The sequence below is a fragment of the Georgenia sp. EYE_87 genome (genome assembly GCF_023148685.1).
Lineage (GTDB): Bacteria > Actinomycetota > Actinomycetes > Actinomycetales > Actinomycetaceae > Georgenia.
In genome coordinates, this window is sequence record NZ_JAHXNL010000009.1 from 40,013 (window position 1) to 65,474 (window position 25,462).

The 25,462-nt window shown below is 75.3% G+C and carries 21 protein-coding genes; 10 read left to right on the forward strand and 11 right to left on the reverse strand.

Going from position 1 to position 25,462, the window contains the following annotated elements:
- Positions 1-16: 16 nt before the first annotated feature.
- The gene (locus KZX45_RS13575) at positions 17-487 is read right to left on the reverse strand and encodes a hypothetical protein (RefSeq protein ID WP_248258286.1); all 471 of its coding nucleotides are present in this window, start codon (positions 485-487) and stop codon (positions 17-19) included.
- 222 nt (positions 488-709) lie between these two features.
- Between KZX45_RS13575 and KZX45_RS13580 the strand changes: the two genes are divergently transcribed.
- A complete protein-coding gene (locus KZX45_RS13580) occupies positions 710-1,339 on the forward strand; it encodes a hypothetical protein (RefSeq protein ID WP_248258287.1) in 630 nt (209 codons plus the stop codon).
- Positions 1,336-1,971 (forward strand): OmpA family protein, encoded by a 636-nt coding sequence (locus KZX45_RS20325; protein ID WP_248258288.1) that lies wholly within the window; start codon positions 1,336-1,338, stop codon positions 1,969-1,971. The genes KZX45_RS13580 and KZX45_RS20325 overlap by 4 nt, the downstream gene beginning before the upstream one ends.
- 118 nt (positions 1,972-2,089) lie before the next feature.
- Here KZX45_RS20325 and KZX45_RS13590 read toward each other — a convergent pair whose 3' ends face one another.
- Positions 2,090-2,851 carry an Ltp family lipoprotein gene (locus tag KZX45_RS13590; RefSeq protein ID WP_248258289.1) on the reverse strand — a complete coding sequence of 254 codons (762 nt, stop codon included), beginning with the start codon at positions 2,849-2,851 and terminating at the stop codon, positions 2,090-2,092.
- A 235-nt stretch (positions 2,852-3,086) separates the two neighbouring features.
- On the opposite strand from KZX45_RS13590, the gene KZX45_RS13595 reads away from it, so the two are divergent.
- On the forward strand, positions 3,087-4,106 hold the full coding sequence (locus tag KZX45_RS13595) for a toll/interleukin-1 receptor domain-containing protein (protein ID WP_248258290.1): 1,020 nt from the start codon (positions 3,087-3,089) through the stop codon (positions 4,104-4,106).
- 15 nt (positions 4,107-4,121) lie between these two features.
- On the opposite strand, the gene KZX45_RS13600 is transcribed toward KZX45_RS13595, so the two are convergent.
- A complete protein-coding gene (locus tag KZX45_RS13600; RefSeq protein ID WP_248258291.1) occupies positions 4,122-6,209 on the reverse strand; it encodes a hypothetical protein in 2,088 nt (695 codons plus the stop codon).
- A 243-nt stretch (positions 6,210-6,452) separates the two neighbouring features.
- On the opposite strand from KZX45_RS13600, the gene KZX45_RS13605 reads away from it, so the two are divergent.
- A complete protein-coding gene (locus KZX45_RS13605; protein WP_248258292.1) occupies positions 6,453-7,640 on the forward strand; it encodes a toll/interleukin-1 receptor domain-containing protein in 1,188 nt (395 codons plus the stop codon).
- A 12-nt stretch (positions 7,641-7,652) separates the two neighbouring features.
- Here the strand turns inward: KZX45_RS13605 and KZX45_RS13610 are convergent, their stop codons facing one another.
- Positions 7,653-8,117: a hypothetical protein gene (locus KZX45_RS13610; protein ID WP_248258293.1), complete on the reverse strand. Its 465-nt coding sequence runs from the start codon at positions 8,115-8,117 to the stop codon at positions 7,653-7,655.
- Positions 8,118-8,341: 224 nt separating this feature from the next.
- On the opposite strand from KZX45_RS13610, the gene KZX45_RS13615 reads away from it, so the two are divergent.
- Genes KZX45_RS13615 through KZX45_RS13630 form a run of 4 tightly spaced genes read left to right on the forward strand, consistent with a single transcriptional unit; the run spans position 8,342 to position 12,857 of the window.
- Entirely contained in the window at positions 8,342-10,051 is a 1,710-nt protein-coding gene (locus tag KZX45_RS13615) for a serine protease (RefSeq protein ID WP_248258294.1), read from the forward strand.
- The gene (locus tag KZX45_RS13620; RefSeq protein ID WP_248258295.1) at positions 10,048-10,689 is read left to right on the forward strand and encodes a toll/interleukin-1 receptor domain-containing protein; all 642 of its coding nucleotides are present in this window, start codon (positions 10,048-10,050) and stop codon (positions 10,687-10,689) included. The genes KZX45_RS13615 and KZX45_RS13620 overlap by 4 nt, the downstream gene beginning before the upstream one ends.
- Positions 10,690-10,692: 3 nt before the next feature.
- Positions 10,693-12,144: a tetratricopeptide repeat-containing protein gene (locus KZX45_RS13625; RefSeq protein ID WP_248258296.1), complete on the forward strand. Its 1,452-nt coding sequence runs from the start codon at positions 10,693-10,695 to the stop codon at positions 12,142-12,144.
- Complete coding sequence (locus KZX45_RS13630; protein ID WP_248258297.1) at positions 12,141-12,857, forward strand: hypothetical protein; 717 nt, start codon at positions 12,141-12,143, stop codon at positions 12,855-12,857. The genes KZX45_RS13625 and KZX45_RS13630 overlap by 4 nt, the downstream gene beginning before the upstream one ends.
- A 33-nt stretch (positions 12,858-12,890) precedes the next feature.
- Here the strand turns inward: KZX45_RS13630 and KZX45_RS13635 are convergent, their stop codons facing one another.
- Positions 12,891-14,372: a toll/interleukin-1 receptor domain-containing protein gene (locus KZX45_RS13635; RefSeq protein WP_248258298.1), complete on the reverse strand. Its 1,482-nt coding sequence runs from the start codon at positions 14,370-14,372 to the stop codon at positions 12,891-12,893.
- Between the two features lie 230 nt (positions 14,373-14,602).
- On the opposite strand from KZX45_RS13635, the gene KZX45_RS13640 reads away from it, so the two are divergent.
- On the forward strand, positions 14,603-15,451 hold the full coding sequence (locus KZX45_RS13640) for a caspase family protein (RefSeq protein ID WP_248258299.1): 849 nt from the start codon (positions 14,603-14,605) through the stop codon (positions 15,449-15,451).
- Between the two features lie 11 nt (positions 15,452-15,462).
- Here the strand turns inward: KZX45_RS13640 and KZX45_RS13645 are convergent, their stop codons facing one another.
- Together KZX45_RS13645 and KZX45_RS13650 are read right to left on the reverse strand one after the other, a co-directional pair.
- Positions 15,463-16,860, reverse strand: a complete 1,398-nt coding sequence (locus KZX45_RS13645; protein WP_248258300.1) for a triacylglycerol lipase — start codon at positions 16,858-16,860, stop codon at positions 15,463-15,465.
- Complete coding sequence (locus tag KZX45_RS13650; RefSeq protein ID WP_248258301.1) at positions 16,860-18,920, reverse strand: alpha/beta hydrolase; 2,061 nt, start codon at positions 18,918-18,920, stop codon at positions 16,860-16,862. Before KZX45_RS13650 ends, KZX45_RS13645 begins: the two co-directional genes overlap by 1 nt.
- 100 nt (positions 18,921-19,020) lie before the next feature.
- Here KZX45_RS13650 and KZX45_RS13655 point away from each other — a divergent pair, with 100 nt between their 5' ends.
- Positions 19,021-20,106: a medium chain dehydrogenase/reductase family protein gene (locus KZX45_RS13655; RefSeq protein ID WP_248258302.1), complete on the forward strand. Its 1,086-nt coding sequence runs from the start codon at positions 19,021-19,023 to the stop codon at positions 20,104-20,106.
- On the opposite strand, the gene KZX45_RS13660 is transcribed toward KZX45_RS13655, so the two are convergent.
- From KZX45_RS13660 to KZX45_RS13675, 4 genes are read right to left on the reverse strand one after another with little or no spacing between them, the layout of a single operon-like run.
- Positions 20,090-21,328, reverse strand: a complete 1,239-nt coding sequence (locus KZX45_RS13660) for a M28 family metallopeptidase (RefSeq protein ID WP_248258303.1) — start codon at positions 21,326-21,328, stop codon at positions 20,090-20,092. The genes KZX45_RS13655 and KZX45_RS13660 overlap by 17 nt on opposite strands.
- Positions 21,325-21,621 carry a hypothetical protein gene (locus tag KZX45_RS13665; protein WP_248258304.1) on the reverse strand — a complete coding sequence of 99 codons (297 nt, stop codon included), beginning with the start codon at positions 21,619-21,621 and terminating at the stop codon, positions 21,325-21,327. Before KZX45_RS13665 ends, KZX45_RS13660 begins: the two co-directional genes overlap by 4 nt.
- Positions 21,618-22,877: a zinc metalloprotease gene (locus KZX45_RS13670; protein WP_248258305.1), complete on the reverse strand. Its 1,260-nt coding sequence runs from the start codon at positions 22,875-22,877 to the stop codon at positions 21,618-21,620. Before KZX45_RS13670 ends, KZX45_RS13665 begins: the two co-directional genes overlap by 4 nt.
- 17 nt (positions 22,878-22,894) lie before the next feature.
- Positions 22,895-25,270: a DNA/RNA non-specific endonuclease gene (locus KZX45_RS13675; RefSeq protein ID WP_248258306.1), complete on the reverse strand. Its 2,376-nt coding sequence runs from the start codon at positions 25,268-25,270 to the stop codon at positions 22,895-22,897.
- Positions 25,271-25,462 lie beyond the last annotated feature (192 nt).

Genomic DNA, 25,462 nt, shown 5'->3' on the forward strand with positions numbered 1-25,462 from the left:
CGTCTCCGGGGTCGTCTCAGGGCACGGACGGCCAGGTGTAACCCGTCGGGGTCGGAGCGTCGAAGGTGACGATCGGGCTCTCCGCCCGCGCCGTCCCCTCGAGGCCGACGTAGGCGACCTCCACCCGGGCGAGCAGCTCGTCCGTGTCGGGCAGGCGCCGATACATCGTGGGCCAGCCAGGGTAGGTGCTGACCGGGACGAGCTTGTCGTCCTCGTTCAGCGACGCGGTCGTGACCGTGACGTGCCGGGTCCGGGCCTGCGTACCGGCCGTGCCCGGGAGGCGCTGGGGCTGGAACGTGTGGAGAACACGGTCCGTCGCGTCGCCGTCGTCATCCCCGATGACCTGGACGCGCTCCTCGAGGACGAGGCCGTTGCTCATGAGCCAGACCTCGAACGGACTGACAGCGACGGAGTACTCGACGACGAGGGTTGCGCTGGTGCCGCTGGCGGAGACGGAGAGCGTGGGACCGCTGACGATGGTGGGCATCGCTACCTCCTGGGACGTGGTGCTCCGAAGGCTAGTGACGGCGGACGGCGGAACTCTCCGATCGAGTGGCAGCAACCTGTCGTGGCCGCCACCTGCCCGGCGGTCGCGTCAGCCGTCGCCACTGGCGGGGGACTCGCGCGGTTGTGCGACCCGTGCCGATAGGCTTTCGGCCGGTACCCGTCGTTCCTTGGAGATCACGCCATGTCCCCACGCCTTCGACCGATGCTCGCAGCCACCGCCGCGGCACTCCTGCTGGCCGGATGCACCTCCAGCGACGGAGGGTCCGACGGGGACCAGGCGGATCCGTCGGCCGCGTCGACCGCGGGCGCCGACGTCGCCGAGGAGCTCCGGTCGTCGGCGGCTCCCGACGCCGAGCCGCAGCCCGTCGAGACCGCGCTGCCCGTCATCGCCACCCGCGCCACGTCCGACGGTGACAACCTCCTCGAGATCGACCTGAACACGGTCTCCGTCTCCGGCGACGTCATGACGGTCGTCTTCACCGCCCGCAACGTCGGCGACGGACGCTGGCAGATCCACCAGTACTTCGACGACGGGCTGCTCTCGGCCCCGCTCGACGACGAGGGCACCCGGGGCGAGGACGCCCCGCTGAAGAACGGGGCGACGACCGACGGGGTCAGCGTCATCGACACGACGAACGGCACCGTCCACCGGGCGGCGTACGACGTCGCCGGCAACTGCGCCTGCAGCGTCAACCTGACGGTCAGGAACGTCGAGCCCGAGAACTCCCTCGTGCTCACGACGTCGTTCGCGGCCCCGCCCGAGGACGTCGAGTCGGTGACCGTGCAGATCCCGGGGGCGGGGGCCTTCGCCGACGTGCCGGTCAACCGGTGAGCCGGACCCTTCTCGCCGTCGCCCTCGCCGCGGTGGTCGCCGCGGCGCCGGCCCAGGCTGCCGGCGCGGCCGACGCAACGGCGAGCGGGTCCGCAGAGGCGACGGCGAGCGGCTCCGCCGACCCGTCGTCGCCGAGCGTCCTCGCGGTGCCGCCCGCGACCGCGGGCATCGACGTCGCGCCCGTCATCGCTCTCGTGCCCGAGCCGGCAGCGCTACGCGCCCCGGTCTCCCCGCTCATCGCCAGCACCGGCAGCGTCGACGGGGCGCTGACCGTCGACGAGGGGCAGGCGCAGAAGCAGTACACCCTCGCGGGCGACGTCTTCTTCGAGCCGACGTCGGCCGAGCTCACGGAGCGGGCCCGGACCGACCTGACCGAGCTCGCGGCCCGCCTGGCAGAGGAGTCGCCGTCGGCGGTGGCCGTGGTCGGACACACGGATGACGTCGACACCGACGAGTACAACCAGACACTCTCGGAGCGGCGGGCCGAGGCCGTGCGAACGTTCCTCGCGCAGGCTGGCGGCCTGCCGGTCACCGCGGAGGGCCGCGGCGAGGGCGAACCGGTCGCGACGAACGAGACCGACGAGGGGCGGGCGCTCAACCGGCGCGTGGAGATCACCGCGCAGATCGGTTAAACCCACGACCGCGCGACGGCGTCCCACCCGTCCCGACGTGGCCCGTAGTCGGCCTCCGACGGTTCCGGGCGACTACCCGCCGGTGAGCAGCGGGCGGCCGGCTCGAGCTCGAGGCCGATCACAGACCCGTCTGGCTGACTCCGTACTCGGCCTGCTCAGCGGTGAAGCCCTCGAAGATCAGCTGGTCGACCAGCCCACTGTGCGAGAAGGACGTGAACTCGAGGTACTGCTCCGCTGACTTGGCCGCCTGCTCGTTCCAGTCGACCGTGAGGTGGTCGACGCCCCAGGTGGCGTCCGCGGTCGAGAAGCCCTCGAACTCCAGCTGCCCGATCAGGCCGGTGCGCGAGAAGGCGGTGAACGCGAGGTAGTCCTCGGCGGACCGCTGCGCGTTCTGCTGGGCGACCGTCCCGGCCGCCGCAGCCTCGGCGGCCGCCTGCTCCGCGGCGGCCTTCTCGGCCTCGACCCGGGCAGCCTCCTCGGCGGCTGCCTTCTCGGCGGCCTCCTCCTCCGCGGCCTTCTCGGCCGCGACGCGCTCGGCCTCCTCGGCAGCCGCCTTGTCGGCCTCGGCCTTCGCCGCCTCCTCAGCGGCGGCGCTGGCGCTCGCCTCGGCGGCAGGGTCGACGACCTCGGTGGTCGGCGAGGCGACCGCGGTCGGTTCGTCGTCGGCGCCCGCGCCGCCGGCGATGCCGATGATGACGAACAGTCCCGCCACACCCGCCGGGAGGATGAATCGCTTCTTCTTGTACCAGGCGCGTGGGGCCTTCCCTCCGCGCTGGTGGGGTTGCTGGCCTGCGGGGTTCGGGCCCCACGGCTGTCCGACGGGCTGCTGCTCTCCGGGCGGGCGCCAGGGCTGTCCGGGGGGCGGCGGGTACTGGGTCACGAGGAACTCCTTTGTCTGCCTACGTGGGTCGCCATGCATGCTCTGTGCCGAGCTGCGTCAGTGCGCATCGTCACACCCGGACGCACGCGCAGTCCGGGACGATTGGCCCTACCGCCGCGGCCACGCGCCGTCGGGGGCGTCGCGGACGCCGCCGGGCAGCCGGCTGACCAACCCTTGCCCACCGGTCCGGCGGAGCGGGATAGTTGACGCACCACGCATGAGGAGCTGGTGCGGGATGCGCGTCTTCCTCAGCTACCGGCGCGAGGACAGCGCCGCTCACGCCGGCCGGCTCGCCGACGAGCTGCGCCGGCGCCTCGGGCGGTCCGACGTGTTCCTCGACGTCGCCGAGATCCGGCCGGGCAGCGACTTCACCGATGCCATCGACACCGCCCTCAGGCAGAGCGACGCCGTGCTCGTCGTCATCGGGCCACGGTGGCTCTCGGCGGCCGTGGCGGACGGACGGCCGCGGCTGGACGACCCGCAGGACTACGTCCGCCGCGAGGTCGCCGCCGCCCTCGACGGCTCGCTCCCGGTGGTGCCCGTGCTGGTGGGCGGGGCGCGGCTCCCGCGGGCCGACGAGCTGCCCGAGGACCTCGTGCCTCTCGCGCGCCGGCAGGCCATCGCCCTCGACGACGACACCTGGCTGCGCGACGTCCAGGCCCTGCTCGACCTCCTCGAGGGCCGCCGCGAGGCGCCGACGAGGCGACGGCTGGCCCTGCTCGTCGGGGCCGGCGTGCTGGCCGGGGCGGCCGTCGCGACCGTGGTCGCCGTCGCCCTCCTGCGGCCGGACCCCGGCGAGCCGGACGGGGCCAGCGGGACCGACGGCGAGACGGGCGGCGTGCTCACCGGCTGCCCCGACCCGGACGAGACCTGGGAGCGGCTGCTGGGCCCGGACGGCACGGCGTCGGGGGTGGTCGAGGAGGCCGACGGCGGAACGCTCGAGTTCACCGTGACGGACGTCTTCGCGCAGGACAACGACGACGGGTCCTGGGAGGTCGTCGTCACCTCGGTCATGACGAACAACCTCGACGAGGTGCGCAACCACGGCGACTGGGTCTACGACCAGCTCGAGGTGGCGCGGATCGCGTACGAGACGAAGACCTGCTACTCGGTGGAGTCACAGCTGCCCGAGCCCGGGCAGCGCAGCCGCGCACGCGTGGGGTACGAGGTGACCGAGGACCCGGCCGGCGGGCTGCGGCTCACGGTCGGGGACAACAACTACTACGCGAACTTCGCCCTCACGCCCGGCTCGTGAGGCGGTGGCGGCGGCCTACGACAGCTCCGCCTCCACCGCAGCCAGCGCGCCGAGCAGAGGGGCGAGCGCCGCGGCGCTCTCGCGCGAGAGCTGGAAGTCGGTGCCGACCGGGACGTCGGCCGGCTCTCCCGGCAGCTCCCGCGCCGCCTGGTCCGGATTCGCGGCGGGGACGACCACGCGGCGCACCGCGTCGCCGGACCGGAGGGTGACGACGGCGATCATCGAGTCCGGCACGATGTCGCCCTGCGTGCGCAGCGCCGGCTCGGCCGGTGGCTCGTCCGCCAGCAGGCCCGCCTCCGCGGCGGCCGCGAAGACCCGGGTGGCGACGTCGGACGGCACCGTCGACACCGTCTCCACCCGGTCCGCGCCGCCCAGCTCGTCCACCACCCGCTTCTCGGCCCCGCCCTCGGCCGTGACGGCGAGGTGGAACAGGTACCGCTCGCTCGGCGCCCCGCCGGTGATGTCGAACGAGATCTCCTCCGTCGCGCCTGCTCCGGCGCCACCGCCGGGACCGCCGCCGGTCCGGCCGCGGTCGTCGTCGCGCGCCTCGCCCGCGGCGCGCAGCCGCTCCAGCGCCTCGGCCCGGCGGGCCGGCTCGAGGGCGTCGAGGGATCGTAGGTCCGGCATGCGGGTCTCCCTGTCCGTGCGTGCCTCCCCGGCCTCCGGCGGCTCGCCGGGGCCGGACGAGGCGGGGCCGTGGCCGCAGTGGAACGCGGCGATGCGGTTGTACAGGCGTTGGACGGTCTCGGTGTTGTCGTCCATGACGGTCCCGGTGTTCACGGGCGAGCGCGAGGGGCAGGCGGTGGAGGCGTACTCGTCCGGGTGGCCCAGCATGTGGCCGAACTCGTGGGACGCGACGTCGCCCGAGTCCGAGGTGTCCCAGTTGGTCATGTTCGACTGCGCCGGCCCGGGCCGGACGCGCACGACGTGGTGCGCCCCGGACGCGACCCAGTGCACGTCGAACGTGATGGCCTTGCGGTCGCCGTTGCCGGCCCGGCAGTCGAACCGGTTCGCCCACTTGGAGATGATCCCGTTGCGCCAGGTCGGTTGCAGACTGGCGATCTGGGCGGCCGTGACCCCTCCCTCGGGGACGAGCTGGATCCGCACGGTGACGTGCGTGTCCCCCTGGTGGTAGGCCGAGGTCCAGCTGTAGACGCACTCGCTCACCGAGCGCGAGATCTCCCCGCCCACCCGCCACGGGCCGGTCCACGTCCACGGCGCGCGGTCCATCCGCCAGAAGAAGTCGACGTTGCCCGCCTCGTCCCGGGCCAGCAGCTCGAGGTTGCCGGGGCTGCCGTAGTTGCCCTGGATCAGCGCGACGCCGGTGTACCGCGGCCCGCCCACGAACCGGCCCGGGGCGCTCCAGGTCATGCCGGCGTCGTTGTTGCGCCACAGGTGGGCCAGGCCGCCGTCGCGGTGGGGGACGACGACCTCGAAGTTGCCCTTGGTGCCGTGGCGGCCCTGGATGAGCGACGGCGCACCGGCGAGGCCGCTCGCGATCCGGAACGGGCCGGACCAGGTCCAGGGGGCGCGGTCCAGGCGCCAGAAGAAGTCGAGGTTGCCGGTCTGGTCGGTGGCGACCACCTCGAGGTTGCCGGGGCTGCCGTAGTTGCCCTGGATCAGGGACGCCCCGACGTACCGGGCGGTCCCGCCGAAGCGGCCCGGGGCGCTCCAGGTCATGCCGGCGTCGTTGTTGCGCCACAGGTGGGCGAGGCCGCCGTCGCGGTGGGGGACGACGACCTCGAAGTTGCCCTTGGTGCCGTGGCGGCTCTGAATGAGCGACGGCGTGCCCACGAGGCCGCTCGCGATCCGGAAGGGGCCGGACCAGGTCCAGGGGGCGCGGTCCAGGCGCCAGAAGAAGTCGAGGTTGCCGGCCTGGTCGGTGGCGACCACCTCGAGGTTGCCGGGGCTGCCGTAGTTGCCCTGGATCAGGGACGCCCCGACGTACCGGGCGGCGCCGCCGAAGCAGCCCGGCCCGCTCCACACCCCGCCGGCGTCGTTGTTGCGCCACAGGTGCACGAGGCCCCCGCCGTGCGAGGACGGGATCACGGCCTCGAAGTTGCCCTTCCGGCCGTGCCTGCCCTGGATGAGAAAGCTGCCCATGACGACCTCCCCCGGCCGGAGAGCGCCGGCCCCGCCGCCGGCGACGCTGCCGGCACCGAAAATCTTCCCACCCGGCCCGTCACCGGCGCGTTACCGGCGGTGCTCCGCGCGTACCCTGGAGACGCGGGCAAGGTCCCGCTGATCACGCCGGGAGAGAGGGCCCGGCGGCGCAAGGAGGCGCCGCCGCCGAAGCAGCCGGCGCCCCGGGGAGCGGCCCAGCGGGCGCCCGACCAGGAGACGCCGATGAGCGCTCGGGAGGAGAGGGACGCCGGGCCGCTGACGGTCTTCATCAGCTACCGGCGCAGCGACGCGGCCGGCACGGCGGGCCGGCTCTACGACAGCCTGTCCAAGCGGTTCGGCGACGAGCACGTCTTCATGGACGTCGACTCCATCCGGCCCGGCGAGGACTTCACCGCCGTGCTCACGGACGTCCTCGAACGGTGCCGCGCCGTCGTCGTCGTGATCGGGCCCGGCTGGGTCACCGCCACGGACGACGACGGGCGCCGCCGGCTGGAGGACCCGGGGGACTACGTGCGCACCGAGGTCGCCCGCGCCCTCTCCGCGGGCGTGAGCGTCTTCCCCGTCCTCGTCGACGGCGCCACGATGCCCCGGGCCGAGGACCTCCCGCCCGACCTGCAGGCCCTGACGACGCGGCAAGCCATCGAGATCTCCCCGACGCGCTACCAGTACGACGTCGGCCAGCTCGTCGCCGCGCTCCGGCACCTGCACCGGCCCTGGTGGCGGACCGGCGCGGGGCGGGCCGCCCTGGCCGTCGTCGCGGCGGCCGCCGTCGTGACGGGCGCCCTGCTGTGGCCGGACGGCGGGGACGACGGCGGCGCGGGGGCGGAGGAGGCGACGGCGACCGGCCCCACGGGCGGGCGGGGGACGACCGGCGCGGGGACCGCGACGGCGACCGAGGAGCCGACCGTCGAGCTCCTCCGGGTGCGGGTGAACTTCCAGACACCGGCGTCCGAGACGCCCGAGGGGTACCTCGCCGACTTCGGGGAGCCGTTCGGCCCGCGCGAGGGGCCCGAGCAGGGCGAGGGGCTCACGTACGGCTGGGTCCACCAGGGCACCCACGACCCGTACGACATGGTCGGGAAGGGCCGGGACCGGGACACGCCTGGCATCGAGCAGCGCCGGGACACCCTCATGCACATGCAGGCGGGGGACCCGGGGTCGTGGGAGATCGCGGTGCCGAACGGCAGGTACGCCGTCGACGTCTCCGTCGGCGACGCCGCCCCCACCGGGGCGCACAGCATCAACGTCGAGGGCGTGCCGGTGATCTCCGGCTTCGACGGCACGGGGGAGCTGTACGAGGAGAACGGTACGCAGGTGGAGGTCACGGACGGCGTGCTGACCGTCGACTGCGTCGGCGGCCAGAACACGAAGATCAACTACGTGCACGTGACCCAGCTGCCCTCGGCCTGAGGTCGCGGGCCCTCACCCCGAGCCGGGGAACAGCCGCCGCGCGACCTCGGCGTGCCGGCGCCGGACGGCGTCGGCCGCCCCGGCGCCGGGGAGCGACTCGAGCAGGGCCTCCTCCCCGGTCTCCCCGTCGGCGATCGTGTACGCCGCCAGCGCCCGGCCGTTGGCGGCGTCCTCGGCGTTCTCCTCGGCTGCCCGCTCCGCCTTCTCCACCCGCGCGGACTGCACGGTGACCCCGAACAGCGCACCGGCGGCGGCGAACGCCAGCGCCTGGACCGACGCGAACACGAACGTCAGCCGCGTCCACTGCTCGCTGTCCGTGCCCGTCCGGGTCAGCAGGACGATCACGAAGCCGAGCCAGACCAGCACCGCGCCGACGGCCACCACCATCGGCACGCCGGACAGCCCCGGGCGGGGCGGGGACTCCTTCTTCCCGGGCGTCGGGCCGGGCTGCTTCCTCTCGGGCGTCGTGCCGGACATCGTCGTCCTCCGTCTCCGCGCCGCCGGGGCGCGTCACCCGCCCGCAGAGCCGCTCACGCCGTCGTGAGCCCCGCGGCTGCCGTCCATGCTCCCGGCGGGCCCGGCGGGCTGTCAACGCAGCTCCCGGCACCGGTGGCGCCACCCCTTGACAGCCGCCCCCGGCAGGTCCAGCGTGAATCACGGCCGGGCGCGACGGCGCGCACCGGCGGAGGCTGGGGTGCGTCGTGGTCACGAGCTGGCGCGAGCTGAACGAGCGTCTCGCCGACGCCCTCGCGCGGTCCGACGACGCCGCCGTCGAACGCTCGCTCGCGGGCGCCCTGACCCGGCTCGCCGGGCGCGACGGCGCCACCGCCGACGTCCAGCCCGCCGCCACCGACCTCGCCGGCCCGGAGCCCGAGCCCGCCGGCCCGGTCTCCAGCCTCGCCCTGCTGCGCAGGCACCGCCGGTTCGACCTCGTCGAGCGGCTCGCGGAGGCGGTCGTGCAGGCGGGCGAGACCTCGGGCGCCGTGGTGCACCACTACGCGCTCGCCCTCGTCGAGCGCGGCGCGCCGGCGGCCGCCCTCGCCCTCCTGCGGGGCCTGCTCGACGACGACGCCCGCGCCACCCCCGAGGCGCGCGGGCTGGAGGGACGCGCCTGCAAGGAGCTGTTCCTCGCCACCGACCCCGGCGCCGCCCGCCGGCGCCGGGCCTACCTCACGCGCGCCGTCGACGCCTACCGCTCGGTCTACGAGGCGGACCCCGGGCACCTCTGGCACGGCATCAACACCGCCGCCCTGCTGCTGCGGGCCGAGCGGGAGGGGCTGCGCCTCGACGCCGTCCCCGACCCGGGGGCCACCGGGCGCGACATCGCCGCCCGGGTGGCCGAGGCCGTCGCCCGGCACGACGACGGGCCCTGGGAGTGGGCGACCGCGATCGAGGCCGAGATCGCGCTCGGCAACACCGACGCGGCGCTCGCCCGGCTGCGCCGCCACCCGGTCGGGGTCGGGGCGTTCGAGCTGGCCAGCCTGCGCCGCCAGCTCGTCGACGTCTGGCAGCTCACCCACGCCGAGCCGCCCGGCGCGCTGATCCTCCCGCCCCTCGAGGCGCTGCTGCTCACCAAGCCCGGGGCGACCCTCACCCTGGCGCCCGGCACCGGGACGGCGGTCGCGCGCACGGAGGCCGCCGTCGCCGGCTTCGAGAAGGTCTTCGGCGCCGAGGGCGCGCACACCCAGTCCTGGTTCGAGGAGCTGCTGCGCCGCTGCCGAGCCGTGGCCCGGATCGAGAACGCGTACGAGGAGCCGGTGGGCACGGGCTTCGTCCTCGCGGGGGCGGACCTGCACCCCTCGTTCCCGGAACGCGTGCTGCTCACCAACGCCCACGTGATCCCCGACGCCGTCGCTGCTGGCGACGCCCGCCTCACCTTCCGCGGGCTGCGGACCCCGGACGGGACCGCGGCGGTCCCGGTCGGCCGGGTGCTGTGGACCTCGCCGGTCGGCCGGTTCGACGCGACCGTCCTCGACCTGCCCCGCGTGCCCGCCGGCGTCGAGGCCAATGCCCTCGCCGGCGCCGTCCCGGCCCTGGGGGGCGTCCCGCCCGCGCGGGTGTACGTCGTCGGTCATCCGCTCGGGGCGGCGACCGTGAAGATCTCGATCCTCGACAACGAGCTGCTCGACGCCGACGCCACCCGGCTGCACTACCGGGCCCCGACCCAGCCGGGCAGCTCCGGCAGCCCCGTCTACGACGCGCAGTGGCGGGTGGTGGCGCTGCACCACTCCGGCGGCGACCGGCTGCCGCGGCTGACCGGCGGCGGGGTCCACGCCGCCAACGAGGGCCTGCGGCTCGACGCGATCCGCGCGGCGATCGCCGCCGCGCTCGCGCCGCCCGAGCCGGGCGAGCCGTCGGCAGCGCCGCCCGCGTCGTCGGCCGCGCCGGGCACGCTGGGAGCGACGCCGTGACGTTCAGCGCCTTCATCAGCTACTCGCGCCGGGACAGCGAGGCGGCCGACCTCGTCGCCGAGGTCCTGGAGGAGCAGGGCTTCTCGGTGTACCTGGACCGCGGGCGGGTGCGCGGCGGCCCCTTCCCCGCCCAGCTGGACCACGCGATCGCCGCCTGCGACGTGTTCGTCGTCCTGCTCTCGCCGGCCGCCGCCCGGTCGCAGTACGTCAACCGCGAGGTGCACGCCGCGGCCGACGCGCACCGGCGGCCGATCCTCCCGGTGCAGGTCGAGCCCGGGGACCTCGGGCCGCTCCGGTTCCTGCTCGGGCCGCTGCACCGCGTCGACCTCACCGACCGCACGGACGAGCAGCTCGACGCCGTGGTGGACGGCGCGTACCAGGCCGTCTACGCGGGGCACCAGCGGGTGGAGGAGCCCGGGCGGGCGCTCCGCGCGGTGGGCACGATCATCGCGGTCGTCGGCGTCGTGCTGCTGTTCGCCGGGATGGGCTACCTCTTCCTCCTGATGGGCGAGGCGTGGAACGCCCCGCCCGGGACCGGGCCGCCGGCGGAGATCCCCACCGGGTTCGGCATCTTCTTCGTCGGGATGGTCGTCGCCGGCATCGGCGAGGGCCTGCGGCGGGCCGGCCGGAGGCGGTGAACCGTGCCCCAGCCCGTGGCGTTCATGGTGATGCCGTTCAACCTCAAGCCGACCGGCCGGGGCGAGTCCACCGTCCCCTCCGAGATCGACTTCGACCTGCTCTGGTTCCGCGTCTACCGCCCGGTCCTCGCCGAGCTCGGGTACCGGCCGGTCCGGGCGGACGCCGACGTCGGCGCGCTGATCATCACCGAGATGATCCAGCGGCTCGTGCTCGGCGACCTCGTCGTCGCCGACCTCTCCCTGCCCAACGCCAACGTCTACTACGAGGTCGGGGTGCGCCACGCCGCCAGCCGTGTGGGCTGCGTGCTCGCGGCCGCGGACTGGGCGCAGCCGGTCTTCGACCTCGCCCAGCTGCGCCAGGTCCGCTTCCCCCTGCCCGACGGCACGGTCCCGCCCGCGGTCGCCGAGGTCGCTCGCGGGTACCTGGCCGAGGGGCTGCGCCCGCTCGCGGCCGGCGTCTCCCCGGTCTTCGCCGCGGTGCCCGGCTACCCCGAGCCGCGGGACCCGGAGCAGTTCGCCGCCTTCGCCGACCTGGCCGACGACCTGATGGCCTTCGACGCCGACGTCCGGGCCGCCTACCTCGCGCCGCGGCGCGAGCAGCGCTTCCGGGCCGAGGCGGTGCTGGCGCGGCACGGTCACAAGCACGCGGTGCGCCAGGCGGACGCCCTGCTGCTGCTGCGGCTGCTGCGCGACCTCGTCGGCTGGCAGGCGGTCCTCGACTACGCCGCCGGGCTCCCGCCGGAGGTGGCCCAGCACCCGCTGGTGCTGGAGCAGCGGTGCCTCGCCCTGGCCAAGATCGGGGACCCGGCGTTCGCGGTCGCGCAGCTCGAGGCGCTGCTAAGGCGGTACGGCGAGACCTCCGAGCGGCTCGGCCTGCTCGGCGGCCGGTACAAGCAGCTCTACCGGGTGGCCGCGAGCGCGGCCGAACGCCGCCGCTACCTCGACCTCGCCGTCGACGCCTACGAGCGCGGCATGCGGGCCGACCTGAACGACTACTACCCGACGAGCAACCTGCCCCTGCTCTACCGGGCCCGCGGCGCGGACGGCGACGAGGCGCGCGCGGCCGACGCCGAGGTCGTGGCGCTGGCGGCGTGCCGGCGGGCCCTGGAGCGCGGCACCGCCGACGAGTGGGTGCGCCCCACGATGCTGGCGCTCGCCTTCCACCGGGGGGACCTCGCCGAGGCGCAACGGCTGGCGGACGCCGTCGCCGTCGAGGGCGCCGCGGCCTGGCGGCTGGGGACCACGGTCCAGGACCTGCGCGACGTGGTGGCCGGGCTGGACGACGGCGAGGTCGCCCGCGGGCTCGGCGTGGTGCTGGGACGCCTCGAGGGTCTGCTGGTCGACGACGGCGCCGGCGAGGCCGCGCCGCCCGCCGACTTCGTCGCGCCCCGCGTCGGCGTCGAACCGCCGGGCGTCCTGGGCACGCCACCGCACCCCGGCGGCGCCACATCATGACTCGCCTGGAGCAGATCTTCTCGAGCGCCGAGCTCCGCGCCGTCCTGGCCCCGCTGGCCGGGCCTCGCGGGCGGCCCGTGCTCGTCCTCGTCGGCGGCGCCGGGGGGATGGACGCGGAGCAGGAGGGGGCCGTGCGGGCGGTCTTCGCCGACCAGGTCGTGCCCGTGCTCGCCAGCACCGGCGCGGTGGTCGTCGACGGCGGCACCGACTCAGGGGTGATGCGCGCCATGGGCACCGCGCACCACGCCGCCGGGGGGACGTTCCCGCTGGTCGGTGTGGTCGCCCGCGGCTGTGTGACCCTGCCCGACGAGGGGTTCCCGGGAGACGCCGCCCCGGACGCCGCCGCAGTCGACCGGCACCACGACCTGGTCCTCGTGGTGCCGGGTCAGACCTGGGGGGACGAGTCCCGCTGGCTCGACGAGGCCGCCACCGCGCTCGCCCAGGGGCGCCCGTCGGTCACCCTCGTCGTCAACGGCGGACCGATCGCCCTGGACGACGTCGCGCTCAGCCTCGCCCGGGGCCGTCCCGTCGTGGTCCTGGCCGGGACGGGACGCCTCGCCGACGACGTCGCCACCGCCGACGCGAGCAGCGCCGCGGCCGTCCGGCAGGTCGCCGAGTCCCCGCTGACGCACCTGGTCCGCCCCGGCGACGACGACGGCGCGCTGGGCGCGGTCCTGCGCACCACGCTCGCCCGGGAACGCGACGCGTCGTGACCGGCGCAAGGCCGGTGCGCGCCCGGCCCGGCGTCAGCCCACGACCTCGACGCAGGACCCCTCGACCGGCGGCACCCGGTTCCCGCAGGTCGAGCCGAAGGCCTCGTAGTCCGAGCCCAGGGGTGCGCTGAGGAAGAGCGTGTCGCACGAGGCGGCGTCGCCGGCGGCGCAGGCGTTCCACAGTGCGTCCAGCGTCGGGTCCAGGCCGGGCGGGGCGGGGACGGCGGAGCGCTCCGCGCACGTGCCGCCATCGGGCGGAAGACGGCCTCCGCACGTCGCTCCGAGCTGCTCGTACTCGGTGCCCGGGGCGGCGCTGTCGAAGAGCGCGTCGCAGGCGGCCATGTCCAGGGCCTGGCACCTGGCGAGCAGGTCGTCGAGCACGGCGTCGTCGCCCGGCCCCTGCGGGACCGAGGGCTCCTGCCCGCCGAGATCGACCGTCTGACCGCCGGGGTCGGCCGGCTGGAGGTCCTGGTCACGAGGAGCCCCAGGCTGCTGAGGTGTCTGGATCCCCGGGTCGGGCGAGGGGCCGCCGCCCGACACCAGCGACCCGGCCAGGACGAGACCGCCGAAGAGCAGCACGACTGTCAGGACCAGGACGGGCCAGACGCGATGCCGCCGTGCCGGCGGCGCGACCGCGCCCGGGGCGCCCTGCCAACTTCCGCCGTCGACGACCCGTGGGGGCGGCGGTCCCGACGGTGCGGCCGCCGTCCGCACCGGCTCGACCCGTGGTGCGACGCGGGTCGGGCCCCCGTCGGGCGCCGTCCTGTCGGCGTGGGGCGATGGGGCCGGCGGGACGGTCGGGGGCGGCGCGACGTGCCCCGCCCCGGCCCCGGCCGCCGGACCGGCGGGGGCTCGGGGCGGCCCGGCGGGTGCGAGCAGTGCGTCGATGTCCGCCGCGACCGTCGCCAGCAGGTCGCGGCGCCCTCGCAGGATCCGCAGGATGGCCAGGCACTCCTCCCGGTCCGCCGGCGTGCGCAGCCCGTGCTCCAGCTGGTGCAGGAGGCTGAACTGCTCGTCCGGGGTGAGGTCGCGCTCGCGGTGCGCCATGGCCATGAGGTTGGTGGTGTAGCTCAGCGGCACGGGCGGTGGTGCCGGCGGCGGGTCGGGGGGCGGAGGTGACGGCGGCAGGTGCTCGACCGCCTCCCGCAGGCGCAGGTAGGACGGCTTGTCGGCGGGCAGGTAGTCGGTCCACTCGAGGGAGGCGAGCAGGGGAGAGGTGCGCCGTGGCTCGACGGTCAGGTCGATCCGCACCGGGAGGATCTGCTTGCCCAGGGCAGCGGCGTACTCGAGCTCGCGCGCGCAGGGAAACGACTCGAGCGAGGACACGCTGATGAGGAAGACGAACACGTCGGCGGCCTCGATCGACGCCAGCACCGTGTCCCACCACGCCTGCCCGCCCGAGAGCTTCTGGTCGCGCCAGGCGTCGACACCGAGCGAGGCGAGGTCGCTCTCCAGCTCGGCGGCGCACGTCTCGTCGACGCGGGAGTAGCTGATGAACCCGCTACGGCGCGTCATGCCACGCCTCCACCACCGTCGGTGAGGGTCATCCCGGCGGTTGTCGGGGGGACCGGGTCCGATGCTACGCCGGTGAGCCCCGTGCGAACAGGGTGCGCCGCGAGGTGTTCTGCCCAGTGAGGGTGGGTAGGCGAGACGGGGCCTCGCCTCGGCCCGCTCGTACCATTGGCCTTGGTCTCTCCACGCAGAGGGGGCGACCGGCGGGCGCCGGGACGAGCACGGAGGCGGTCATGACGAGACGGGCGCTGTGCGTGGGGATCAACCGCTTCGGGCGCATGCCGGAGCATCTCTGGCTGCGGGGGTGCGTCAACGACGCCGAGGACTACCGGGCGCTCCTGACCGGCCAGTACGGCTTCGCGCCGGACGAGGTCACCGTGCTGACCGACGACGCCGCCACCCGCACCGCCGTCCTCGGTGCCCTGCGCGACCTCGTGGCGGCCGCCGCGGCGGGGGAGGTCGACCACCTCGTCGTCACGATGTCCAGCCACGGCACCCAGGTGGTCGACACCACCGGCGACGAGCGTGACCGGGTCGACGAGGCGTTCGCGACCAGCGACCTCGAGCAGGACGGGGAGCGGTGGAGCCAGGACACCCTCATCCTCGACGACGAGCTGCGTGCGCTCTTCGCCCGCGTTCCCGAGCAGGTGCTCCTCGACGTCGTCCTCGACACCTGCCACAGCGGCTCCGGGCTCGAGGTGCTCTCGCCGACGCGCATCCCGCGATTCCTCCCGCCGCCGGCGGAGGCAGCCCGGTCCGCCGGCCAGGCCCACGCGACGGCCGGGACGCCGTCCGCCGGGTCGAGCGGCCCGGACCGGCCGCAGGCCCCGCCGCACGTGCTGCTGGCGGCGTGCCGCTCGGACGAGACGGCGTCGGACGCGCTCTTCGACGGCCGGTACTCCGGCGCGTGCACGCACTTTCTCGTCGAGGCGCTGCGCGCCGACCCGGAGGCGTCCCGGGGCGAGGTGCTCCGCCGCGTCCGCGAGCGGCTGGCCGCCGACCGGTTCTACCAGCAGCCCCAGCTCGACGCGCCCGAGGCGGCCCTGGCCGTCCCGTGGGGCCGGCCGTACCGGCGGCGCTGACGCCGGTGGGGTCAGACCGGTGCGAACACCGCGATCGGCGTGACGACGGCGTCCCGCTCGGCGGCCGCCGTCGCCCGGGCGCGCAGCTCGTAGCCGCCGGGCGGCGGGGCTGCGAACGTCGTCCGGTAGACGCCGTCGCCGTCGTCGAGCAGCTCCCGCCGCTCGGCCGGCACGCCGGGGGCCGCGCCGTCCGCGCCGTCGAGGACGACCTCGATCGCCAGTCCCGGCACGGCCGTGACGGTGACCTCGAGCGGCTCGCCGGCCAGCAGGACGTCCTGGGCGAGCACCCCCACCCGGAACGGCTCGACCCGGCGCGGGATGTCGGGGGAGCCGGTGAGCACCCCCTCGAGCTCCACCTGGATGACGTCGCTCGCCGGCAGGTGGCCGTGCTTGTCCATGACGTAGCGCAGGATCGGGTCGTCGGAGGCGACGCCGTACGGCGCGGCGGACAGCCGGGGGACGGTGCCGTCGCCCTTCTGGTCCTGCCCGTCGATGGTCAGCAGCGGCTCGACCCGTCCGTCGACCAGCCGCGCCGTCGTCGCGGTGGGCTGGGTGCGGGCGAGCACGGGGTGGGCGTCGACGATCGCCGCGGTGCCCCGCGCCCCGTCCTCGAGCTCACGGTGGAACGCCATGGCGTCCGCCGTCATCGCCGTGTCGAGCTCGGGGACGGTGGTCTCGGTGGTCTTCAGCAGCCCCGACGGCCCGACGATGCACGCGTACTCCGGCAGCAGCTGGTACAGCGCGGGCAGGCTCCGGGAGAACGCGCTCAGGTCCGTTCCGACAGGCCCGAAGCCCTTGCGGACCCCGTTGACGAGGGACTCCAGCGCGTTGAGCGCTCCCCGGTGCGGCGTGCCGAGGGTGACCACCTTGCGGGTGACCTCGTGGCCGCCGAGGACGTCGACGTAGTAGCGCACCACCAGCCCGCCCATGGAGTGCGCGACGAACACGATCCCCGCGTCCGCGTTCCCGGGGACCGCACGCAGCCGCTCGAGGACCGGCTCGACGGCGTCCCCGAGCGCCCGGGCGTTGTACCGGTTGGACAGGCGCCAGTCGTAGGGGAACTCCAGGTAGTTCGCGGGCCGCTCGGCGGTGGCCTCGGCGAGGGTGACGACGTCGAAGGTCCGGCGCAGCCACTCGCGCAGCGCCGCGTAGCCGATCTCCACGCTCCACAGGCCCGGGACGACGTGCAGGTCCGGCATGAGGGCGGTGGCGCGGACGCCGTCGCCGGGGTGGTCGTCGCCCACGCCGGCGGGCAGCTCCAGCGCCCGGATCCGCCGGCCGAAGGTCAGCAGGCCGCCGATGACCGCACGCAGGGAGGTCGACCACACCTCCCGGCCGTCGCGGTCCTCCAGGACGCTGCCCATGATCCCGGGGACGACCACGACGAGGTGGCCGAGAGGCTGTGCCATCACGCGCTCCCGTGGTTGTGTCGGGCGACGCTGCCCGTCGCCGTGAGTGTCCCACGCGCGGGCCCGCCGGACCAGAGCCGACGGCTGAGCCCGACGTCGAGCAGGATCAGCGCGAGGTTGGCGCCGGCGACCGCGCCGAGGACCGCCCCGGCCAGGACGGTCAGCCCGGTTCCGGCGTCGTACCCGAGCCAGGCGCCGACGCCGGCGCCCACGGCCGCCGCGGCCACCCCGGCACGCCGCTGCCGGGCGGACCGGCCGGGGCGGGTCCACGCGAGATACGTGCCGAGGCCGACGGCCGTGCCGACGGAGAGGGCGACCACCACCTGGTCGTCGACGCGCGCACCCGGCAGGAACGTGAGCACCACCAGCGCGCCGAGGCACCAGCCGCCGGCGCCGAGGATGACGGCCCCGACCGACCGCAGCAGCGCCGCCACCCACAGGCGCGCGGCCGGCGCGGGGGTCCGGCGTGCCCGACGGGCCAGCAGGAGCAGCATCACCACGGTCAGCGCCCCGAGGCCCACCATGAGGCCGACGATCGTCCTCGCCACCGCGCCGTGCGTCCTGTCGGGCGTGAGGTCGAGCCGTTGCGGCTGGTAGCGCGAGTCGTCGACGGTGCCGGTGTCGAAGTACTCGTTGATGAGCCAGGTGCCGGCCTCCGGCTGCTCGCCGAACACGCTGCCGGTGTGGCCGAAGCCGGGCAGGACGACGTGCCGGCCGTTGGGCAGGTACGGCAGGAGATCCGCCTCGGCGACCTGCGGCGGGGTGGAGACGTCCAGCTCGCCGCTGATCACGAGCGTCTCGACCTGGGACGTGCGCAGGCGGCGGTACTGGTCGGTCTCCCGCGCGGCGGGCCACGCGTCGGCGAGCAGGCCCCCGCCCCAGCCGAACGCCGTCGCGGCCCGGCCGAGATTGGTCAGGTCCCCGACGCCGCCCGCGAAGTACCGCCGCGCCGCCTCGTCGTCGAGCGAGGCGGCCGACGCGTACTGCCCGCGCACGAAGAGCTCGGGCAGCATGACGTCGGCCAGCACCGAGGCGAACCAGAGGCCGCTGGCGTCTCCCTCGCTCGCCGAGAGCCACGCGTCGATCATCGTCGGTGCCGAGGCCACGCCGCCGGGCGCCGTCTCGAAGAGCCCGAAGAGCGAGAGGGTCCGGACGTTCGACTCCTTGACCGGCAGGAACAGCCAGCGGTCTGGAAGCTCGGCCGCCGTCCGGCGCATCGTGGCCGCGAGGTCGTCCGTGCGCGCCCGGCAGCCCTCGTCCTCCGCGCACAGGGTGGCGAAGCGGCCGATCTGGGCGTCGGTGGTCCCGGCGTCCCACAGGAACGCACCGGGCGGGTTGGCCCCGATCATCACCGACCGATGGATGCTGCCCGGCCGGCGCAGGCCGTAGATCATGGCGGTGCGGGTCCCGGCGCTCTCGCTGAGGAGGTTGACGCGGTCGTAGCCGAGGGCCACGCGAGCCGTCTCCAGGTCGTCGACCTGCTGGACCAGGCCGTAGGCGGCGACGTCGATCCCCTCCTCGGTCAGCCGGTCCGCGCAGTCGCGGTACGCCCGGCCGGCCTCGCGGAAGAACGCCTCGCCGAGGATGTCCGTGGTGCGCCGGATCGCCGAGTCGACCTCCGGGCACTCGAGCCGCACGGAGCCGTCCACCCCCCGGTAGCCGACGAGCACGACGTCGTGGTGCTCGGCGTACCGGTCCGCGAAGGGCAGGGCCAGGTTCGACTGGCCGGGGCCGCCGGTGAGGTAGAGGACCGGCTCCGCCGCGTCGTCGGAGCTCGCCCGGACGCGGACGAGCGGCAGTGCGATCATGCGTGAGGCCGGGTCCGCCGGGTGCTCCGCGACGACGAGGGTGCCGCAGTCGGCTGCCCGGACGCCGCCCTCCCCGCGGTACTCGCACGGGGCCAGGGAGAGGTCGCCGGCGGCGGCGCCCGGCGGCACCGTGAGCTGATCCGGCTGCGCCGACAGACGCAGCTGGACCAGGGCCGCCACGAGGACCGCGACGAGGACGAGCGCGACGACTCTTCCCGGCGGGAAGAGCCGCTCCACCTGCGTCCGAGCCACCTGCACCACGCGCCCCTGCGGTCGGGCTTCCAGGGTCCGTCCGCGCCCGCCGGCGCCACCAGGGCCCAAGGTCCCTGTCCCCGGTCGCACGGTGTGACGTATGCCTGAACCCATGAGGCGCGTCGTGGTCGACCGCTTCGGCGGTCCCGAGGTCCTGCGGGTGGTCGAGAGCCGGGAACCCCGGCCGGGTGCCGGCGAGGTCCTCGTCCGCGTCCTGGCCGCCGGGGTGTCCTTCACCGACGCCCTGCTGCGCGCCGGCACGTACCTGGGTGTGCCGAGACCGCCGTTCACGCCCGGCTACGAGCTCGTCGGCGTGGTCGAGGAGCTCGGGCCCGGCTGCTCGCGGCTGCGGGTCGGCGACCGGGTGGCCGCGCTGACCGCCTACGGCGCCTACGCGGAACGCGTCTGCGTGCCGGAGACGGAGGCGGTCGAGGTGCCCGGGGACCTCGACCCTGCGGAGGTGGTGAGCCTCGTCCTGACCTACACGACCGCGTACCAGCTGCTGCACCGTGCGGCCGAGGTGCGCCGGGGGGAGACGGTGCTCGTCCACGGCGCTGCCGGCCGCGTGGGTGCCGCGGTGCTCGAGCTGGGCGCCCTGGCCGGCGTGCGCGTGTACGGGACCGCGTCGGGCCACGACCGGGACGCCGTGGAGCGGCTCGGCGCCGTGGCGATCGACTACCGCAGCGAGGACTTCGTGGCCCGGGTGCACGAGCTGACCGGCGACGGCGTGGACGTCGCGCTCGACGGGTTCGGCGGCGGCATCTCGCTGCGCTCGTTCCGCGCGCTGCGGCCGGGCGGTCGGCTCGTCCTGTACGGGCACTACGCCACGATGGCGGGCGGGCGGAAGAGCTGGCGCGGGTGGTTCGTCTGGTTCGGGACGACGGCGGCCGTGGCGCTCGAGGGCCTGCTGTCGCGGGACCGGCGCGTGCTGGTGTACCGGATCCAGCGGCTGCGCGACAGTCGCCAGCTCCTCCCCGTGGCCGGACGCCGCCCGGCGCGTCTGGTCGGAGGAGGGCCCCGTCGCCCCGACTGGTTCCGCGAGGACTTCCTCGCCCTGCTGGAGCTGCTTCGCCGGGGCTCGATCCGTCCGGTCGTGGCTGAACGGTTGCCGCTGTCCGATGCGCGCCGTGCCCACGAGCTGCTGGAGAGCTCGGCGGCGAGAGGAAAGATCATCCTGGTGCCGTGAGGCGGTCGGCGAGCACCGCGAGGTTCATGCGCAGGATCTTCAGCGCGAGGGCCGGCTCCAGCGTGGCGAGCACGTCCCGCGCGGTGTGGACGTCGGCGTTGGCGCGGTCGTTGTCCTCGATCGTCAGCACGGCCGGGAGGCCTGCGTCGATGAACGGCACGTGGTCGCTGGCGAACGGGTTCAGCGACGTCGTGACGGTCAGATCCGTCCACGTCGCGGCGGCGGCGACGAGGTCGTCGAGGAGCGCCCGGGAGACCGGGGCGCCCTCGATCAGCACGCCCGGCGCGGCGGTGTTGCGCCTGGCCACCATGTCGAGGTTGATCACGGTGGTGATGCGCCGGCGCACCGGCTCCGCCAGGGCGGCCACGTGCTGGCGACTGCCGTGCAGGCCCTGCTCCTCGCCGCCGAATAGGATCAGCCGCAGGTCGTGGTGGTGGTCCAGCGCCGCGAGGGCCCGGCCGACCTCCAGCACCCCGGCGGCGCCGCTGGCGTTGTCGTCCGCGCCGGGGGCGGCGCCGTCGGGCCCGTCGGCGTGGTTGACGGAGTCCAGGTGCGCCGTGAGGACCACGAGCCGGCGGGGCGACGGCCCGGTCCCGTGCCGGTGCGCGACGACATTCTCGCTGCGCCCGACCGGGCCGACCGTGATGTCCTCGTGCGCGACGTCGTAGCCCAGCGCGGCGAGCGCGGCGCCCGCCGTGGCCGCCGTCTCGGTGAACCCGGGCCGGAGGGAGTGCCGGGTGTGCGGCGCGGTCAGCCGTTCGAGCCAGTCGGTGTAGTCCCGCTCGGAGAGCGTGTCGAGCAGCTCACCGGTGCCCGGCGCCCACCGCCGCCGTTGCGGTGCCGGCCGGTCGACGACGACGGCGCCCGGCTCGAGCGGGAGGACGCGCCAGTGCAGGCCCTCACCCTCCCCGACGCCCGGCGGCAGCTCACCCGTCCGGACCAGGAGGTGGCGTCCATGGTCGGCGAGCACGCGCACGTCGGGGTAGGCGTCCTGGAAGGACCGCCCCACCTGCTGCACCAGGCTCAGCCCGGCGGGGCCGACGGTGCCGGGCCCGGCGGTGCCGGTGCCGAGCGCCGCGGCGGTGCCGTGACCGAGCGCAGCGGCGGCGCGGGCGACGACGTCGGGCGTTCCGCCGTCGGCCGGCGAGCCGTTGCCGACCGGCCAGGGCACGGTCTCGTCGCCGATCCGCACCCCGGGCGGGCCCGCTGCCGTGGCGCTCATGCCGGCCGCCGGAGCTCGAGGCGGTCGGGGGCAGCGTGGACGACGTCGGCCACCCGGGCGTCCGCCGGGGCGCTCTCGAGCCCGGCGTCGGACCCGAGCACCCACGTGCCCCCGACCGGTTCGGGGGCGTCCGCCCGCCCGGGCGCGAGCTCGACGAACGTCCCGTCCGGCCGCACCTCGATCCACGCCCGGCCCCGGGCGGGCGGGAAGTCGAAGCCGGCCGGACGGTAGACCTCCACGCCGTCGTGGTCCTCCTCGTGGGAGCGGCCCCAGCGTCCGGCCGGCACGGTCATGGGTGGGCCTGGAGGGCCGGTGCCGTCACCGCCGGCTGGCCGGCGACCTCCTGTGCGGGGGCCTCCTGCGCGGCGACCTGCTTGCCCGGGACCTGCGCGGGGACGGCGCCGTCGGGCGTGCCGAGGCTCTCCCAGCCGGTCTGCGAGGGGTGCCAGGCCTGCCCGTCGAACCACTTGTGGTGCAGGGCGGAGTCCGGCCCGACGACGAAGACGTCGATGCGCTCCCCGGAGGCGACCACCGTCGGGGTGCCCATCGTGACGGCCTCGCCTCGCGGCGCCGGGACCGCTGGTTCGACGGTCGGCTGGGGCACCCCGTCCGGGCCGGCCGTCCCGGTCCACAGGCCGCGGCGGACCGTGTCGAGGCAGACGGCCATGCGTGTGGCCTGGCCGGTGGTGAACATGACCATCGCGGCGTCGTCGGTGTAGTCCATGTAGTCCATGAACAGGTCGCCGTTCGCGCCGTTGCCGCAGGACCGCTTCGGGAACGTGGGCACGCCGGTGTTCGGTCCGGCCTGGTTGGGGGTGTCGTCCACCTCGTCGCTCCCGTGGCAGCCGGTGCCGTCGTCGCCCCAGATGTGGAACAGGTTGAGCCAGTGGCCGACCTCGTGGGTGGCGGTGCGGCCCAGGTTGAACGGCGCCCGCGCGGTGCCGGTGGTGCCGAAGCCCGTGTAGGTGATCACGACGCCGTCGGTCGCGGCCTCGCCGCCCGGGAACTGGGCGTAGCCGAGCAGCCCGTCGCGCAGCGTGCAGACCCAGATGTTCAGGTACCTCTCGGCGGGCCAGGCGTCGGCGCCGCCGCTGTCGGTGAACTTCACGGCGTCGTCGGTGCTGAAGGACCGCACGGTCGTCATCCGGCGGGTGATGCCGGTGGTCGGCTGGCCCGCGGGGTCCGTCGTCGCGAGGTAGAACTCCACGCGGGTGTCGGCGACCAGGTCCCGGAAGGCGTCGGGCACGTCGGCGACGTCCGGGTTGGCGGCCCGGAAGTCCTGGTTGAGCACGTCGATCTGCGTGCGGATCTGCTCGTCCGAGACCTCGTCCTCGGGCGAGGACGAGACCACGTGGACGACGACGGGGATACGCGCGATCTCGCGGGCGTCGAGCACCAGGCTCGACTCCAGCTCGATGGTGAGGTTCTCGAGCTCGGACCGCGCGGCGCGGTACGCCTCGGAGGTGGTGAGCAGGCGGCGGTGGACGTCCATGGCGCCGCAGGAGCGCCGGGTGGGCGGTTGCTGGAGGGTGGGGTCGGTGGAGGACATGGGTCAGCCTCGGTCGGTCACGGCGCGGTCAGGACGAGGTCGTCGGGGCGCAGGATCTCGCGCGGGAGGGGCACGGCCTCGAGCAGGTCGAGGGGGTCCCCGGCGACGTAGGGGTCCCAGCCGAGGCCGGTCAGGGCGGCGATCCGGCGGACGGGGACCTGGAAGGTGCGGTAGGCACCGAAGGAGAAGGCCTCGGCACCCTCGGCGACCTCGTCGAGGAGCGCGGCCTGGCTCAGCAGGTAGCCGGTGGCGGAGAGCCGCCCGGCGGTGGTGACCATGGCGACGACCTTCCAGAACTGCCGCGGGAGGCGGACGCCCCGGTAGGGCGGGTCGTCGGGGTCGAGCACCGGCCCGGTGACGACGCTGACCAGCAGGTCGGCGGTGTCGGTGTTGTGCAGGATGTAGTCCTCGAGGCCGAGCCAGAGGGTCTGCCCGGCGTTGAAGTCGTGGTGCTGCGGGGTGCAGTTCGTGAAGTGGAAGGTGTCGTCGTTGGCGGCCTTCGCGACCGGCCCCCACGCCGGGTCGAGGCGCCGCACGAGGTGGCCGCGGTCCAGCGGGTTGTCCCGGTAGACCTCCTCGCCGGCCTGCTCCTCGGCCGGCAGCCGCGGGTCGAGGTACCAGCGGTCGCGCTCGCGGCTCGGCCGCTGTGCGAGCTTGCCGTCGATGTTGACCGCGGTGAAGAGCGCGAGCCTGCGCGGCCGGTGCATCACGACGCTGAAGTGGTGGTACCGCAGCTCCTGGGAGGCGACCGCGGCCAGGTCGGCGCCGACCACCGGCAGCGGCAGCTCGTGGCCCCCGCCCAGGAAGTGCGGGTCGTACCCGGCCCGAGAGGCGTAGTCCGGGTCGATGGCGATGGCCTCCGCGGACGCCGTCCCGGCGTCGCCGGTGATCGCCGGGGCGACGGCGGACGGCACGTCCGCGGGGGAGGGCGGGCCCGCCGTTGCTGCGCGGGCGGGCGTGGCGGGGGTGGGCGTGGCGGGGGCCGGCGGGGTCACGGCGGGCGCCGGGCCGAGCTCGACCGTGATGCGCAGCGGCACCTCGAACGTCACCGAGCCGGCGGCGCCGCCGGGCCCCGCGGCGGGGAGCGTGGCCGGAAGGCTCAGGGCCTGGGCCCCGGCGGCCCGCACCTGCGCCGCCACGGCGTCCGCCGAGCGGTCCGGCGGGGACTCGGCCGACCGTTCGGTCGCCTGCCCGGAGTCCGCCGTCGGGCCGTGGGTGGCGCGCGGCGTCCGCAGCGGCACCGGGCGGGGGGCGTCCGCCCTCTCGGCGTCGAGCACCGCCTGCGCCCTCGGTCGCCAGGGCGCCGGCAGGTCGGGCAGCCTGGACTCGAGGCAGCGCAGGATGCGGCTGATCCGGATGCCCTCGTTGAGGAACGTGTACGCGGGCACGTGCTGGGGCGTCCGCACGCTGGCGTGGTGGAGCGCGACGACCTCCCACTGGTCGTTGAACACCGGCGACCCGGACGAGCCGGGCTCGGTGTCGGCGGAGTAGTGCAGGACGAGCTCGGGGATGTCGATGAGCCGGTTCTCGCGCAGCACGATCTGCTTCCGGCGGCCGCCGGGGTGCTGCACGATCGTCACGGACTCGCCGATGATGACCGTGCCCTGGGCGGCGATGAGCTTGTTGTACCCGAAGCGGGCGAGCACCTCCGGCGGTGCGTCGACCGCCACGAGCGCGAAGTCGAGGTCGCGGTCGGCGAGGAAGAAGGCCTCCGGGTCGAAGGGGAGGATCTCGGTGGGCAGGGGGAGCCCGTCGACGCCGTCCTGGTAGTTGAACTCCACGACGCCGGTGCGGGCGGCGTCCGCGTCGGGCAGGACGTGGTGGTTGGTCAGCAGCAGGGCCGGGGAGACGAGGAAGCCGGTGCCGTAGCCGTGGACCACCGCGCGGGCGTCGCGCATGTGCACCCGGCCGATCGGGCGCTGCGCCTCGACGCCGGACTCGAGGTAGCGCACGCCGAGGAAGTCGGCGGTGTTGATGACCTTCTCGAGCAGCTCGGCCGTGGCCCGCTCGTCCTCCCTCACCCCGTTCGCGGTGGGCAGGGACTCCAGCGGGGACTCGGCCAGGGCGTCGGCGAGCGGGCTCTCCTCGGCGTTGGCGAAGTAGGTGCGCAGCCGGCCGAGCCGCTTCGCGATGCGATCAGGGTCGTCGGCCGCGGCCAGCCCGGCGGGGCCGCGGAGCTGCTGTTCGTGCTCGCTGCGCTCGCCGGACCGCTCCTCCATGCGCCGGACGGCGAGCTCGCGCTGGTGGTCGAGCTCCTCGGGGAAGGGGCCCTGCTCGGGTCCGCCGGCACGCCCGTCGGGGGCGGAGCCGTCGCCGGAGACCGCGCCCGAGGCGCCGGGCGGACCCTCTGCCTGGGTCCCGCGCGGATCGGTCGGAGGTGTCACGATGGCCATGACCGCACCCACTTGCGTCGACGTTGACGAGTGCTGCCTCTCAGTGTTGACGAGTGCTGCCTCTCAGTGTCGACGTCGCCGGTCCCCGGGACAAGAGGTTGCCGCGAATTGCGGACGAATCGCAATCACCGCCGCACGCGCGGCTGCTCCACCGGGTCGCCGGCGACGGCGTGAGGCGGGCCTTCCGGCGGT

Excerpts from the sequence above, each read along its gene's own strand:
- KZX45_RS13575 (WP_248258286.1), bottom strand. The coding sequence starts at position 487 with ATGCCCACCATCGTCAGCGGTCCCACGCTCTCCGTCTCCGCCAGCGGC.
- KZX45_RS13580 (WP_248258287.1), top strand. The coding sequence starts at position 710 with ATGCTCGCAGCCACCGCCGCGGCACTCCTGCTGGCCGGATGCACCTCC.
- KZX45_RS13595 (WP_248258290.1), top strand. The coding sequence starts at position 3,087 with ATGCGCGTCTTCCTCAGCTACCGGCGCGAGGACAGCGCCGCTCACGCC.
- KZX45_RS13600 (WP_248258291.1), bottom strand. The coding sequence starts at position 6,209 with ATGGGCAGCTTTCTCATCCAGGGCAGGCACGGCCGGAAGGGCAACTTC.
- KZX45_RS13605 (WP_248258292.1), top strand. The coding sequence starts at position 6,453 with ATGAGCGCTCGGGAGGAGAGGGACGCCGGGCCGCTGACGGTCTTCATC.
- KZX45_RS13610 (WP_248258293.1), bottom strand. The coding sequence starts at position 8,117 with ATGTCCGGCACGACGCCCGAGAGGAAGCAGCCCGGCCCGACGCCCGGG.
- KZX45_RS13630 (WP_248258297.1), top strand. The coding sequence starts at position 12,141 with ATGACTCGCCTGGAGCAGATCTTCTCGAGCGCCGAGCTCCGCGCCGTC.
- KZX45_RS13635 (WP_248258298.1), bottom strand. The coding sequence starts at position 14,372 with ATGACGCGCCGTAGCGGGTTCATCAGCTACTCCCGCGTCGACGAGACG.
- KZX45_RS13640 (WP_248258299.1), top strand. The coding sequence starts at position 14,603 with ATGACGAGACGGGCGCTGTGCGTGGGGATCAACCGCTTCGGGCGCATG.
- KZX45_RS13645 (WP_248258300.1), bottom strand. The coding sequence starts at position 16,860 with ATGGCACAGCCTCTCGGCCACCTCGTCGTGGTCGTCCCCGGGATCATG.
- KZX45_RS13655 (WP_248258302.1), top strand. The coding sequence starts at position 19,021 with ATGCCTGAACCCATGAGGCGCGTCGTGGTCGACCGCTTCGGCGGTCCC.
- KZX45_RS13660 (WP_248258303.1), bottom strand. The coding sequence starts at position 21,328 with ATGAGCGCCACGGCAGCGGGCCCGCCCGGGGTGCGGATCGGCGACGAG.
- KZX45_RS13665 (WP_248258304.1), bottom strand. The coding sequence starts at position 21,621 with ATGACCGTGCCGGCCGGACGCTGGGGCCGCTCCCACGAGGAGGACCAC.
- KZX45_RS13670 (WP_248258305.1), bottom strand. The coding sequence starts at position 22,877 with ATGTCCTCCACCGACCCCACCCTCCAGCAACCGCCCACCCGGCGCTCC.
- KZX45_RS13675 (WP_248258306.1), bottom strand. The coding sequence starts at position 25,270 with ATGGCCATCGTGACACCTCCGACCGATCCGCGCGGGACCCAGGCAGAG.